Source organism: Dyella ginsengisoli LA-4, from assembly GCF_000334915.1.
GTDB lineage: Bacteria > Pseudomonadota > Gammaproteobacteria > Xanthomonadales > Rhodanobacteraceae > Dyella_A > Dyella_A ginsengisoli_A.
The window spans coordinates 52,324-65,592 of sequence record NZ_AMSF01000010.1; the positions used below are offsets into that span (position 1 = coordinate 52,324).

The 13,269-nt window shown below is 67.5% G+C and carries 12 protein-coding genes; 7 read left to right on the forward strand and 5 right to left on the reverse strand.

Features of this window, described 5'->3' with window-relative positions; genetic code table 11:
• Positions 1-11: 11 nt before the first annotated feature.
• The gene (locus tag C693_RS0101715; RefSeq protein WP_017460520.1) at positions 12-680 is read right to left on the reverse strand and encodes an energy transducer TonB; all 669 of its coding nucleotides are present in this window, start codon (positions 678-680) and stop codon (positions 12-14) included.
• A gap of 288 nt (positions 681-968) precedes the next feature.
• Between C693_RS0101715 and C693_RS0101720 the strand changes: the two genes are divergently transcribed.
• Entirely contained in the window at positions 969-1,403 is a 435-nt protein-coding gene (locus C693_RS0101720) for a hypothetical protein (RefSeq protein ID WP_017460521.1), read from the forward strand.
• A 116-nt stretch (positions 1,404-1,519) separates the two neighbouring features.
• On the forward strand, positions 1,520-2,191 hold the full coding sequence (gene trhA, locus C693_RS0101725; RefSeq protein WP_017460522.1) for a PAQR family membrane homeostasis protein TrhA: 672 nt from the start codon (positions 1,520-1,522) through the stop codon (positions 2,189-2,191).
• A 3-nt stretch (positions 2,192-2,194) separates the two neighbouring features.
• On the opposite strand, the gene C693_RS0101730 is transcribed toward trhA, so the two are convergent.
• Together C693_RS0101730 and C693_RS0101735 are read right to left on the reverse strand one after the other, a co-directional pair.
• On the reverse strand, positions 2,195-2,641 hold the full coding sequence (locus C693_RS0101730; RefSeq protein ID WP_052329338.1) for a DUF456 domain-containing protein: 447 nt from the start codon (positions 2,639-2,641) through the stop codon (positions 2,195-2,197).
• Positions 2,642-2,748: 107 nt separating this feature from the next.
• A complete protein-coding gene (locus C693_RS0101735) occupies positions 2,749-3,525 on the reverse strand; it encodes a ferredoxin--NADP reductase (protein ID WP_017460524.1) in 777 nt (258 codons plus the stop codon).
• A 186-nt stretch (positions 3,526-3,711) separates the two neighbouring features.
• Here C693_RS0101735 and tviB point away from each other — a divergent pair, with 186 nt between their 5' ends.
• The 5 genes from tviB to C693_RS20860 all read left to right on the forward strand — a co-directional run bounded on the left by tviB (position 3,712) and on the right by C693_RS20860 (position 11,443).
• Positions 3,712-4,989 carry a Vi polysaccharide biosynthesis UDP-N-acetylglucosamine C-6 dehydrogenase TviB gene (tviB, locus tag C693_RS0101740; protein WP_017460525.1) on the forward strand — a complete coding sequence of 426 codons (1,278 nt, stop codon included), beginning with the start codon at positions 3,712-3,714 and terminating at the stop codon, positions 4,987-4,989.
• Positions 4,989-6,038 (forward strand): SDR family oxidoreductase, encoded by a 1,050-nt coding sequence (locus tag C693_RS0101745; RefSeq protein ID WP_017460526.1) that lies wholly within the window; start codon positions 4,989-4,991, stop codon positions 6,036-6,038. Before tviB ends, C693_RS0101745 begins: the two co-directional genes overlap by 1 nt.
• A gap of 59 nt (positions 6,039-6,097) precedes the next feature.
• Complete coding sequence (locus C693_RS20855; protein ID WP_017460527.1) at positions 6,098-6,832, forward strand: 4'-phosphopantetheinyl transferase family protein; 735 nt, start codon at positions 6,098-6,100, stop codon at positions 6,830-6,832.
• Between the two features lie 71 nt (positions 6,833-6,903).
• A complete protein-coding gene (locus C693_RS0101755; RefSeq protein ID WP_017460528.1) occupies positions 6,904-8,304 on the forward strand; it encodes a TIGR03013 family XrtA/PEP-CTERM system glycosyltransferase in 1,401 nt (466 codons plus the stop codon).
• A 661-nt stretch (positions 8,305-8,965) separates the two neighbouring features.
• Complete coding sequence (locus C693_RS20860) at positions 8,966-11,443, forward strand: hypothetical protein (protein WP_241762613.1); 2,478 nt, start codon at positions 8,966-8,968, stop codon at positions 11,441-11,443.
• On the opposite strand, the gene C693_RS0101765 is transcribed toward C693_RS20860, so the two are convergent.
• On the reverse strand, positions 11,425-12,345 hold the full coding sequence (locus C693_RS0101765) for a class I SAM-dependent methyltransferase (protein WP_157798535.1): 921 nt from the start codon (positions 12,343-12,345) through the stop codon (positions 11,425-11,427). The two genes, C693_RS20860 and C693_RS0101765, sit on opposite strands and share 19 nt — an antisense overlap.
• Positions 12,346-12,466: 121 nt before the next feature.
• On the reverse strand, positions 12,467-13,093 hold the full coding sequence (locus tag C693_RS0101770; RefSeq protein WP_017460531.1) for a hypothetical protein: 627 nt from the start codon (positions 13,091-13,093) through the stop codon (positions 12,467-12,469).
• Positions 13,094-13,269: the final 176 nt, after the last annotated feature.

Genomic DNA, 13,269 nt, shown 5'->3' on the forward strand with positions numbered 1-13,269 from the left:
CATGCCTGCCGCTACTCGCCGCGCAGGTCGAAATTCACCGGTACCCGCGCCCACGCGCGCACCGGCTTGCCATCGACCATGGCGGGCTGGAATGCCCAGCCGCCCAGCACCTGCGAGCGTGCGCTGCGGTCGAGCAGCGTGTAGCCGCTGCTCTGCTCGATCTCCACGTCGATCGGCTTTCCCTGCTCGTCCACCAGCACGCGCAGCAGCACAGTGCCGTGCATGCGCTGGCGTACCGCCTGGGCGGGGAAGCTCAGGGGCGCGCGCCGGTAAGCCAGGCTGGCCTCGATCGGTGCAGGCGCCGCCGTGGCCTCGTGGGTCGGTGGTGACAGCGTCGGCACGGTGACCGGAGGGGCCTGCACGTTGCCGTTCTCGATCGGTGCCACCACGGGCGGTGCGACGGGGGTCGGCTTGACCCGGGTGACCGGCGCCGGCGGTACCGGGACCGGCAGGGGTTTGACGTCCAGCACGGGTGGCTGCGGAGGGATCGGCGGAGGCGGCTCGTGCCAGCGGATGGTAAGCGTGCGCGGTTCGGACGCCGGGGGGCTCAATTGCGGAGCCAGCGGCCGCATGGCGTTGACCAGCACGGCAAGGTTGAGGGCGATGGCGGCACTCAGTGCGGCGACGCGCAACTGGTCCGGACGGGAACGACGGGCAACAGCCAGGCTTGCGGACGACATGGGCGACCTCCTGACGATCATCGATGCGGGTTGTGTGGCGCCGCCGCGCTGCCGGGCAGGCAGTGGGGATCGCGGGGACGCAGCCCGAGCCTATGCCGGAAGTCATGGTTCGGGCAAGTGGACGTCTGGACGTCCAATCGTTTCATCTGCAACCAGATGGAGGCCGCGGCCGTTGCCGCGAGCCATGGCTGATCGTCGCGCCGGATCGACGGGGCGCCTCCGTTCATGCCGATGCGCCAGAATGCTGCACTACCGGCCAGGCGCCGGTCACCCAGACGGAGCAGATCGATGACGATGCGAACCTTCCTGGCTGCCTCGGCCCTGCTGGCCGGGCTGGCGCTCCTGCCATCCGCCGCCCGGGCGGGGGATATTTCCTGCAGCATGACCTTCCAGCTGTCCGGCTGGTCGGTGTTCTACAAGACCGCCACCGGCAGCGGCACCGTCACCTGCAGCAACGGCCAGAGCATGCACGTGAAGCTGCGGGCCAAGGGCGGCGGCCTCACCTTCGGCAAGACCCGGATCGACCACGGCATCGGCAAGTTCACCGGCGTCGACAGCATCGCCGACATCAAGGGGCACTACGCCAACGCAGAGGCCCACGCTGGCGCCGAGCGATCGGCCGACGCACAGGTGGTCACCAAGGGCAGCGTATCGCTGGCGCTCAGCGGCAAGGGCAAGGGCTGGAACCTGGGCATCGCCTTCGGCGCCTTCATCATCGAGTGAGCCCGGGCGACCGCGCTGCGTGCGCTGCCGCCGATTTCCGTGCGCAGGCGTATGCAGACGCGGTCATCCGCGCTATGGTGCGGCGCACTAGAGGCCGCGAGGCGGCCGGTGGAGAGATGGTCGTGACCGCACAACCCTTCGTCGCAGTGCCGCGATACAGCTTTGGCGACGAGCTGGCCAGCAGCATCGTGCACGGCATCGGCGTGCTGCTGGCGATCATCGGACTGGCTGCGCTGGTGGTGGTCTCCTCGCGCTACGGCGAGGCTCGCGACGTGATCGCCAGTGCGGTGTACGGCACGACCCTGGTGCTGCTCTACACCGCATCCACGCTCTATCACGCGGTGCCCGTGCCATCGGCCAAGCCGGTGCTGCGTACGCTCGATCACATTGCGATCTACCTGCTGATCGCCGGCACCTACACGCCCTTCACCCTGATCGCCCTGCCGGGACGCTGGGGGTGGAGCCTGTTCGCCGCAGTGTGGACGCTGGCGGCGATCGGCAGCGTGCTGGAGTTCGGCATGTTCCGCCGCTACCGCAAGCTGTCGGTGCTGCTCTACGTGGCGATGGGCTGGATCGGCATGGTCGCCTTCCGGCCGCTGGCGGCGCACCTGCAGGACGGCGGCATGGCGCTGCTGATCGCCGGCGGCGTCGCCTACACTGCCGGCGTGCCGTTCTACCTCTGGCGGCGTCTCCCCTACCACCACTCGGTGTGGCACTGCTTCGTGCTGGCCGGCAGCGTGCTGCACTACCTGGCGATCCTGCTCTACGTGATCCCGGCCGCGGGCTGAGGGTCAGCCCAGCAGCATTCCCAGCGCGAACAGCCCGAGCATCGCGAACGACACCACCAGCTTGACCAGGGTGCCGAACAGCAGGCCGAGCCAGGTGCCGACGCCGACGTGGGTGGACCGCAGCACGCTCTGGCCGGCCAGCAGCTCGCCGGCGAGTGCCCCGGCGAAAGGGCCCAGCAGCAGTCCGGGAACACCGAAGAACAGGCCGGCGAACGTACCCAGCGTGGCGCCCCAGATGGCCTGACGGCTGGCCCCCACGCGCCTGGCACCGAGTGCGCCGGCGATGAAGTCCACGGCCACGCCGAAGCCGCCGAGCACGCCCAGTCCGATGAGCCACCACAGGCCGAGGTGGCGGTATCCGTCCACCGCGGCGGCCAGCCAGATGCCGGCGAAGATCATCGGGATGCCGGGCAGCGCGGGCAGCACGGCGCCGGCCAGGCCGCCGAGCATCAGCAGGGCGGCGAGGACATACAGGGCGATGTCGAACACGGCGGGCCCGGAACGGCGCGGCCAGTCGCCGCCCGGTCACGGTAACGCGCCGGGCGGCTGGCGTCAGGTCACTTCTCGACGAAGGCCCGCTCGATCACGTAATCGCCCGGCTCGCGGGTGCGCGGGGAGACCTGGAAGCCGCGCGCGTCGAGAATCGCCGCGGTGTCGTCGAGCATGTGCTGACTGCCGCAGAGCATGGCCCGGTCGACCGCCGGATCCAGCGGGGGCAGGCCGATCGCCTGGCTCATGCGGCCGTCGACGATGGCGTCGGTGATGCGGCCCTGGTTGCGGAACGGCTCGCGCGACACGCTCGGGTAGTAGATGAGCTTTTCGCGCACCATCTCACCCAGGTACTCGTGCTGCGGCAGCTCGTGCTGCAGGTAGTCGCCGTAGGCCAGGTCGCTGATTTCGCGCACGCCGTGGGCGACCACCACCTTCTCGAAGCGCTCGTAGGTCTCCGGGTCGCGCACCAGGCTCATGAACGGCGCCAGGCCGGTGCCGGTGCTGAGCAGGTACAGCCGCTTGCCGGGCTTGAGGTCGTTCAGCACCAGGGTGCCGGTCGGCTTGCGGCTGACGATGACCTCGTCGCCGGGCTTGAGGTGCTGCAGGCGCGAGGTCAGCGGGCCGTTCGGCACCTTGATCGAGAAGAACTCCAGGTGCTCTTCCCAGTTGGCGCTGGCGATCGAGTAGGCGCGCATCAGCGGACGCCCGTCCACCTCCAGGCCGATCATCACGAACTGGCCGCTGTCGAAGCGGAAGCCTGGGTCGCGGGTCGTGCGGAAGCTGAAGAGCGAATCGTTCCAGTGGTGCACGTCGATGACGCGCTCGGTTGCGAGAGCCACCATGGGGAGTACCGTTGTCCGTCGCAGTAGAAGGAGCCGACGCGTGTCTGAAGCGGCGCAGGCAGCCGCTCATTATCGCATCGCAACGCAAAACCGTCAGATACCTGCGTCACACTGTCCAGCACCCGGTGACAGCAGAGGGGCAGGGACCGCTATCATTCGGCGAATTTCATGGGTTCAGGGGGCGGCATGCGGCAGATCGACCAAGCAAGGATCGCGATCGTGGGGTTGGGCTATGTCGGCCTGCCGCTTGCGGTCGAGTTCGGCAGGCACTATCCCACCGTCGGTTTCGACATCAATGCTTCGCGCATCGAGGAACTTCGCGCCGGTCGCGACTCCACCCTCGAGGTGGACGAGGCCGAGCTGGCCCAGGCGACCCGGCTCACTTTCAGTGCCCAGCTGCCCGATCTGGAGGGCTGCAACTTCTACATCGTCACGGTGCCGACGCCGATCGACGCAGCGCGACGCCCCGATCTCACGCCGCTGGTCAAGGCCAGCGAGATGCTCGGCAAGGTGATCAAGGCCGGCGACATCGTGGTGTACGAGTCGACCGTCTACCCGGGCTGCACCGAAGAGGTCTGCGTGCCGATCCTGGAGCGGGTGTCGGGGCTCAAGTTCAACCACGACTTCTTCGCCGGCTACAGCCCCGAGCGGATCAACCCGGGCGACAAGCAGCATCGCGTCACCACCATCCTCAAGGTGACCTCCGGTTCCACCCCGGAAGTGGCCGATTTCGTCGACCGCGTCTACGGCTCGATCATCACCGCCGGCACCCATCGCGCCAGCTCGATCAAGGTGGCCGAGGCGGCCAAGGTGATCGAGAACACCCAGCGCGATCTCAACATCGCCCTGGTCAACGACCTGGCGATCCTGTTCAACAAGCTCGGCATCGACACGCTGGAAGTGCTGCAGGCGGCGGGCACCAAGTGGAACTTCCTGCCGTTCCGGCCGGGCCTGGTCGGTGGCCACTGCATCGGCGTGGATCCGTATTACCTCACCCACAAGGCGCAGGAGGTCGGCCATCACCCCGATGTGATCCTCGCCGGCCGCCGCACCAACGACGGCATGGGTCCGTACGTGGCCAACGAGGTGATCCGGCTGATGGTGCGCAAGGGCATCAATCCGGTGCACGCGAAGATCCTGATCCTTGGCCTGACCTTCAAGGAAAACTGCCCGGACCTGCGCAATACCCGCGTGGTCGACATCGTGCAGGCGCTGCACGGCTACAACGCCGATGTCGACGTGTACGACCCCTGGGTCGACGCCGACGAGGCCGAGCACGAATACGGTCTGCGCCCCATCGATGCGCCGGCGCAGGGCAGCTATGACGCGGTGATCGTGGCAGTCGCCCACCACCAGTTCGTTGCGCTGGGCGCCGAGGGCGTGCACGCACTGGGGCGCGATGGCGCGGTGATCTATGACGTGAAGTACGTGCTGCCGCGCGAAGCGGTCGACGGGAGGTTGTGATGGAGCGCAACGAAGTGTTCATTCCTGCTGCATTGCAGGCACGCGTGCGCGCCGCACAGGGGCCCTGGCTGGTGACCGGCGCTGCAGGCTTCATCGGCTCCAATCTGGTGGAGACGCTGTTGCGGCTCGACCAGCAGGTGATCGGCCTGGACAACTTCGCCACCGGCTACCAGCACAACCTGGACGAGGTGCGGGAGGTCGTCGGGCCGGACGCCTGGTCGCGCTTCCGTTTCATCGAAGGCGACATCCGGGCGTTCGAGGACTGTCGGGCGGCGTGTGCCGGGGTCGCCCATGTGCTGCACCAGGCTGCGCTGGGTTCGGTGCCGCGCTCGATCGAGGATCCCCTGGCCACCCACGCGGCCAACGCGACCGGGTTCCTCAACATGCTGACGGCGGCGCGCGATGCCGGGGTGTCCAGCTTCACCTATGCGGCCTCCAGCTCGACCTACGGCGACGAGCCGACCCTGCCGAAGGTCGAGGATCGCATCGGCCGTCCACTGTCGCCGTACGCTGCCACCAAGCTGATCAACGAGATCTACGCCGAGGTCTACGCGCGCTGCTACGGGTTCCGCGCGATCGGCCTGCGCTACTTCAACGTGTTCGGTCGACGGCAGGATCCGGATGGTGCCTACGCCGCGGTGATCCCGCAGTGGATCGCCTCGCTGATCCGCGGCGACGATCTGTTCATCAACGGCGATGGCGAGACCACCCGCGACTTCTGCCATGTCGCCAATGCGGTGCAGGCCAACCTGCTGGCCGCGTTGTCCGCCGACGAGGCGCGCGACCGCGTCTACAACGTGGCAGTCGGCCAGCGCACCAGCCTCAATCAGTTGTTCGACCTGCTGGTGGGCGGCCTGCGGGGGCAAGGGGTGAATTACGATCGCCGGCCGGTCTACCGCGATTTCCGGGCCGGGGACGTGCGTCACTCCCTGGCGGATATCGCGCTGGCCGCAAAGCATCTCGGCTACGCACCCACCCACACCATCGCCGATGGCCTGCATGACGCGATGCCCTGGTATCTGGAGTTCATCGCCCGGCAAGGCGGCTGATCCCGGCCAGGCCCTGGGCGATGGAGACGAGGGGTGGGCAGTTTGCCCGACGGGTCGATGTGGCTCTGGAGCAGGCGGGGGTCGGGCGGCTGGCCGGAGCGCAGGCCTGGGTGGTGGTGTTCGACACCGCCGAGTGGTCGGACGGTCTGCAGCAGGCGGCTTCCGTGCTGGATGCATGGGAGCGGGCTCGCGCCGAGCGCTTGCGGTTCGAGGCCGACCGCACCAGTTATGTCCTCGCCCATGCCCTCTGGCGCCAAGTGCTGCGGATGTGCCTCGGCACGGGTCCGCTGCTGCCGCGCATCCTGCCCGATGCGCTGGGGCAGCCGCTGCTCCCTGATCACGCCGGCCATGTGACGAGCTTGAGCCGATCCGGACAATTCGCGGCAGTCGCCGTGGCCCGGATGGCGGCCGTGGGCGTGGATATCGAGCGCTTTCCGGCGCGCCATTCTCTGGATGGCGTGTTGGCGGCGATCGGCACGGCGGCCGAACGGAAGGCGCTGGCCGGGCTTGCCGGCGAGCCCTGGCAGCAGGCGGTGCTTGGGCTGTGGGCGGCCAAGGAGGCGGTGCTCAAGGCCCGGGGCACCGGACTGAGGTCCGATCCGGCCCTGGTCGATACGTTGCAAAGCCCGGTCTCCGACCCCTGCGGACGACCGTTGGCATGGAGGCTGCTTCGACTGGTGTTGCCGGCAGGTCTCGTCGGCGCGATCGCAGTACCCGGTGAACCCGAAGCGCTCAGCACCTGTTGGCTCGGCGCTGGCGGGAACATCGTCACACATGCTGACTGGACACTGTAACAAAATCGTGCATAACATGGCGGTCCGGCGCATGTAAAGCGAACTGAGTCACGGTATCAGGGGGTAGTGCCATGTTTCGCTCATCCAAGAATAGCGGCCTTCGCTGGCTGCTGTTGCTCGCCGTCATCGAGTTGCTGCTGCTGAGCGTCTCGCTCTATGTGGCCGCACGCCTGCGCTACCCGGGGGCGCCGGAAGATCTCGCGCGCTTCACCCGCTCTCTGGTCCTGCGCTCGCTGGTATTCGCCGCCGTGCTCATGCTCGGACTTGCTGCGCTGGGGCAGTACCAGTTGAACATGAGAACCAGCTGGTTCGGTCTGCTGGCCAGGCAGGCCGTCGGTTTCTGCTTCGGCGCGGTGATGCTCGTGGTCCTGTACTACGTGTTCCCCCAGGCGTACGTTGGCCGCGGCGTGTTCGGTATCGGCCTGGCAGTCGGTTTCATCCTGGTCACCGGATTCCGCCTGGTGTTCCAGCATCTGACCGAGGTCGAGGGTCTCAAACGCCGGATCCTGATCCTTGGCGCGGGCCAGCGTGCGGCCGAGGTGCACAGTCGCATGCGCCGTCGTTCCGATCGCCGTGGATTCATCGTGGTCGGTTTCCTGCCCCGGGCCAGCGAGGAGGTCTGCGTGCCTGCCGAGCATCTGCTCGACCCCCAGCACACGCTGCTGCAGTGGGTGAACGAGCGCCAGGTGGACGAGGTCGTGGTGGGCGTGGAGGATCGTCGCGGCAACCTGCCGATGGCCGACCTGCTGGAGTTGCGCCAGATCGGCGTCGAGGTGACCGATCTGACGACCTTCGTCGAGCGCGAGGCCGGTCGCGTCCAGCTCTCCTTCACCGACCCTTCCTGGCTGGTGTTCTCCGGCGGCTTCGATTCGACCCCGCTGCGCCGTTTCAGCAAGCGCTGCTTCGACCTGTTCGCCGCGGTCGTGGTGCTGGTCCTGACCTGGCCGTTCATGCTGCTGACGGCGTTGGCGATCCGCATGGAATCCGGTCCTGGCCAGCCGATCCTGTATCGGCAGGAGCGGGTCGGTGCCCGTGGCAAGACCTTCTGGCTGACCAAGTTCCGCAGCATGGCGACCGATGCCGAACGTGACGGCATCGCCCGCTGGGCGAGCAAGAACGATGATCGGGTGACTCGTGTCGGGCGTTTCATCCGCAAGACGCGCCTGGACGAGCTGCCGCAGTTGTGGAACGTGGTGAAGGGCGACATGAGTTTCATCGGTCCGCGGCCGGAGCGTCCCCAGTTCGTGGCCGACCTGAGCCGCAAGATCCGCTACTACGAGGTTCGGCACTGCCTCAAGCCCGGCCTCGCAGGCTGGGCGCAGCTGCGTTATCCGTACGGCGCCTCGGATGAGGATGCCGCGGAAAAGCTCAAGTACGACCTCTACTACGTCAAGAACCACAATCTGCTGTTCGATCTGCTGATTCTCATCCAGACCGTAGAGGTCGTCCTGTTTGGTCGCGGCGCGCGTTGACGGATGCTGAACGACCATGGATGGGGCGGAGACAGAGGCATGCGCGATGGCACGAAACAGCGCATGCTGACGGGGCGCTGCCCAAGCCCCTCCGTTCTCTGTGATCAGGGAATGCACACGCGCACCCAAGGGACCCGCCCAGATGAACGCCGATGACGTCGAATCCGTCCGTGCCGACGGTACTTCCCGACCCCGCCGCTGGCCTCGCGGGCCGCGCATAGGCGCCACGATCGTGTTGCTCTTTTCGGTGGCATTCGGGATCGCCGGCATGGTCCGGCCCGACCTTGTGGCTCCCCTCGGCCCGGGCAGGATCGTCCACGCGCCGGCAGCAGCCACGCCGGCTGTTTCCGCTTCCGCGGCCAAGGTGGACGATGACGCCCAGGCGCCATCGGAGGAATCCTTGGCCGTTGCGGCGGGCGCACCGGCGACAAGCCATGCCAAGGGTGACGCCGCCACGCGTTCGGGGCGTCTGCTCCGGCAATATGCCGAAGCCGTCACGCCGGGCAGTGCCGACGCGGGGTGGCCTTGCAGCGCCAACGGGCAGACGCTCGGGTTCACGCCGATCGGCAATGGGGTGCTCAAGCGCGGTAAGGCGAGTGACTGTTCTTCGGCCGTCACGTGGACGCGCGCGCTGTTTCCCACCGCGGCGAGCAGCCTTGGCATGGCGCTGTCGGCAAAGGTGCTGGTCGGGAGCTCGGCTGCGGCATCGGCAGGGTCCGGCAGCTCGACAACCGCCGGCAGCGGAACCCATTCAGGCATCGTGGCTGCGTCGGTGGGTGGCGCCACCCCGGCTGCCGTGGGCCCGACCATCACTGCCGCGCACCCGCGCATGATCCTGGACTCGACAACGCTGGCCACGCTGCGCCAGCACGCAACCGCCAACACCACCGAATGGCAGGCGCTTAAGGCGACCTGCGACAGCTATATCGGCGGCACGGTGCAGTATCCGAACGGGAACGCCTACCCGAACCTGCCCAACCTCGGTTCCGGCTACCAGGGCGAAGACTATCTCCCGGCCCTGCTGGCCGAAGCGATGTGCTACCAGGTGCTGCGTGCCACGAACGCCGGCCAGGCGGCGACCTATGGCGCCAAGGCGGTGGACATCCTGATGAAGATGTCCTCGCCCTTCGGTACCGGGCAGGGAACCGACCCCTGCACGGACAGCGGCTATGGCATCCGCTTCTACGGCGTGGGTTTCGGTCTCGGCTACGACTGGCTGTATGACCTGCTCTCCAGCAGTCAGCGTACGCAGGTCTACACCACGGCCAATGCCTGGCTCACCGCATGGGAGCAGCCCGGAGGCTGTGCGGCTTTCGAGTACGCGCACCCCCAGAGCAACTATTACGCGGGCTATTTCCACGCCAAGGCGGTGATCGCGATCGGCACCTATGGCGAGAACCCCTCGGCGCCTGCCGAGTGGGACGACTGGTACGGCAACCAGTTCACCGCGCGCGTGCTGCCCTACTACCGCCTCCATCTGACCGGTGGTGGCTGGCCGGAGGGCTTCGCCAACTATGCGCCACTGGGCATCTTCAACATGAGCCTTCCGGCGCGCGAGGTGAAGACCGCCACGGGGGTCGATCTGGTGCACGCCTCGACCGCATATACCTTCCCGACCGACAATGCCGCATACCTGATGCACTTCACCTGGCCGTCGCGCGGCTACATCGACGACCGTGACACCAATCGCTCGTCAGGCAGCCTTCCGGATCCGGGGACGGCGCAGCTGAGTGTGTTCCAGCAGGTCTACGGCGAGGCGGCCTACTGGGGGTCGTCGCTGGCGCCGGTGCTTCTGCAGTATCTGGGCCAGGTATCCAGCGCCACGTCCGGCTACAGCCCCGCGGCACCATGGCTGGCTTTCCTGGAGAGTGCTCCCGGCGGGGCGAAGGCATCGATCGACACGTTGCCCCTGTCGTACTTCGCCAGCGGCCTGAATGCGGTCTCGGCGCGCTCGGACTGGACCACCGCCGCGGTCTGGATGTCTTTCCGCGCCGGTCCTTACGTCAACAATCCCGGCCAGGGCGAGGAATACTTCGACCAGGGCTCGCTTGCCCTGGTGCGGGGCGCCACGCCGCTGCTGCTGAACGCGACCGGCTGGCTGGTGCACAGCCCCAACGGCAGTGCCGACGAAAGCCGCATCTACGACGACAACTACGGCAGTTTCGACGGCACGCCCTACAAGGGGAATCGGCAGATCTACAACGTGTTCTACGTGCGCAGCATGAGCGGCTCGACCGTCCAAAGCGCCTACGGGCAAGGGGCCTACACGACCGAAAGCGATGGCGTACGGACAGCGGTCAGCGCGTTCGAGGACGGCAGCGACTACGTCTATCTCCGCGCCACCCATCTGGAGGATATGTACCGCTCTTCGGGTGGCTCGCTCGGCAAGGGCGTCAGTGCGTGGTCGCGCGAGGTCACCTATCTGCGGCCCGGCCGCTTCGTCGTGCATGACCGCACGACCGCCAGCAGTGCATCGCTGGACCAGTACATGGCCTGGCACTTCCCGGCCAGTCCCACGAGCAAGACCACCTCGTCCGGCGGCACCCGCTTCGATGTCACCTACAACGGCACCTACGCTGGCGCGATGACCGTGGTGACGCCGGTCAATCCGGTCACCACCACCCTGGCGATGTATCCGGCCAGCAACCCGACCAAGGCGTGGCAGGTGCAGGTGCGGCCGGCGACCGCGGCGGCCAGCAACCAGTGGCTCACCGTATTCGATCTCTCCGGCACGGCTGCCGCGGTGGCGGCCGCGTCGCCGGTGACGATCAACCAGGGCAGCATCGTCGGCGTGCGACTGGCGGGCACCGATGGCGTCAGCGTGGTGATCAACAACGCCGGCACCCCGGGGACGCCGATCAGCGGGACGATCGCCTACTTCGTACCGGCCGAATCCGCACACCATGTGGTCACCGGGCTGGCCCCGTATACCGGCTACAGCATCACGCCGGCTTCCCAGGGGGGAGGGCGCGTGGTGACCATCGCCCCGGGCGGCACGTTCACGAGCAGCGGCAAGGGGGTGCTGGATTTCTACGTGACCGGTGCCGGCGTCGTGCAGATGAACACGCCCGGCTACGTCAACCTGCCGATCAGCACGATCCCGGTCGGCAATCCGACGCCCTACACGCCGGGTGGCTGAGCAGCCGACCCGGCGTGCATTCCGGGGGAACGGGCGATGGTGGCGGTCATCGCCAGCCAGCGCAGGCCGCCATCGGTGCATTCCCTGCGCTCCAGCAGCGTGAAACCGGACTGCGCCAGCAGTCGGGGGTAGTTGTGCGACAGCGACAGCTCATCGCCGTAAGGGCGTGAGTGGAAATCGCGCTCAAGGTCGTGATCGAGGGCGATCGGCTCGACCAGCATCAGGGCGGCCGGGGCGAGCGAGGCAATGTCCTGCAGGAGCGAGCGCATTGCGGACTCGGCGAAATACTCGAACACGCCGCCGTACGTCATGAAGATCATCCCGGGACGGGCATGCCGCGGAATCCACTGGCAGGCGTCGCCGTGAGCGAACGTGAGGCGCGGGTCGCGATGGCGCGAGCGATTGATCCCGGTCTGCTCCGCCGACAGATCCAGACCGATCAGCTCACGCAGCTGCGGGAGTGCCGAGCCGAGCTCGGCCAAGACCACGCCAGAACCGCAGCCGATCTCGCAGATCGAGCGCAACCCCGTGGCTTCCGTCAGTCGACCGAGCATGTCCGGAACGAAGCCATGCACGCGGTGGAACTCGTCCCGGCAGCGGGCTTCGGTCACCGCGTGGAACAGCACGGCCGATTCGCCTTCCCAATAGCGGCTGTGCTGCGGCATCAGGCGATCCATGCCCCCCGACGACCGATAGCGGGCCACCAGTCCTGCCAGCACCAGTCGCTCGATCCGGTTGCGGGGGGCTGCACCCGCTTCCAGCTTTCGTGCGATGTCCGGGCGCAGGATCGCCAGAAGGTAGCCGGCGGCCGCCTTGGCCAGCCGGCGCGGCCACGAATCGTGGGTCTGCAGCGGGAAATCCCACGGCGAGGTGGGAGAGTCGCGCGCGCTCTTTTCATCCACCAAGGTACGACCCTCCGAAGAGCGATGCCGGCACGGGGCCGGATGGGGCACGGGATGGCACGAACGCATCCCGGACCGGCTCGATGATCGTGCACGCCTGGCGCATGTGGATGACTCCGAGTCAGGGGGTGCTGGTGGACCTCACGGGAAGCGGGCGCAGCGGCGAGCTGTACCAGTCGACGACGCGGTCGTCCTTGAAGCGGACCCATGACGGGCCGTAGTCCCAGCGATCGCCGGCGTCGAGCTGCGGCTGACCGGCGAGGTCCAGCACCTGACGGCGCGTGGATCCGGCATCGATGAAGGACTCCACGGTCGCCCTGCCGTCTGCGCCATCCCTCCTGGGGGATGGCGTGGACGGGGGCGGTGATGCCGCGGGCATGCCGGTTTCGGTCGGGGCGGGCCATGCGTGCCAGAGCAGCAGTCCGGCGGCGACCAGGGTGACCAGCAGCAGGCCGTGTGCCCTTTTCCTTCCGCGCTTGCGAGGAGGTGTCGGCGCGGGTGCCGGGGTGGCGCGCATGGCGGGAGATCCCGGGAGGTGTCCGCGCGTGCGGTAAAACGCCATGGCAGCGGCGAACATGGCGGTCACCTGCTGGACCTCGGCCAGCTCCATTGCCGGGCGCTCGCGCTGGCGGTCCGGATGCCTGTCGGCGATATAGCGCCGGTAGGCCTGGCGCAGCTCGGCCTCGCTGCAGTCGGCATCGAGGCCGAGGCGCCCGTACATGGCAAGGAAATTGTTGATCTGCGCCATCCGTCTCTCCGGGATCGCGGCGAGCCATGTGAAAGTCGCACCGACCGGACGATTCCGCTGTCCTGTCGCGTGCATGTCGCCTCATTGAAGCGGCGACGTACTAGAATGCGAGCTGCAACACGGTTTTGTGTCGACTGCTAATGTAACGCCTCTTCACCTTAAAGGCGGTCAGTTTC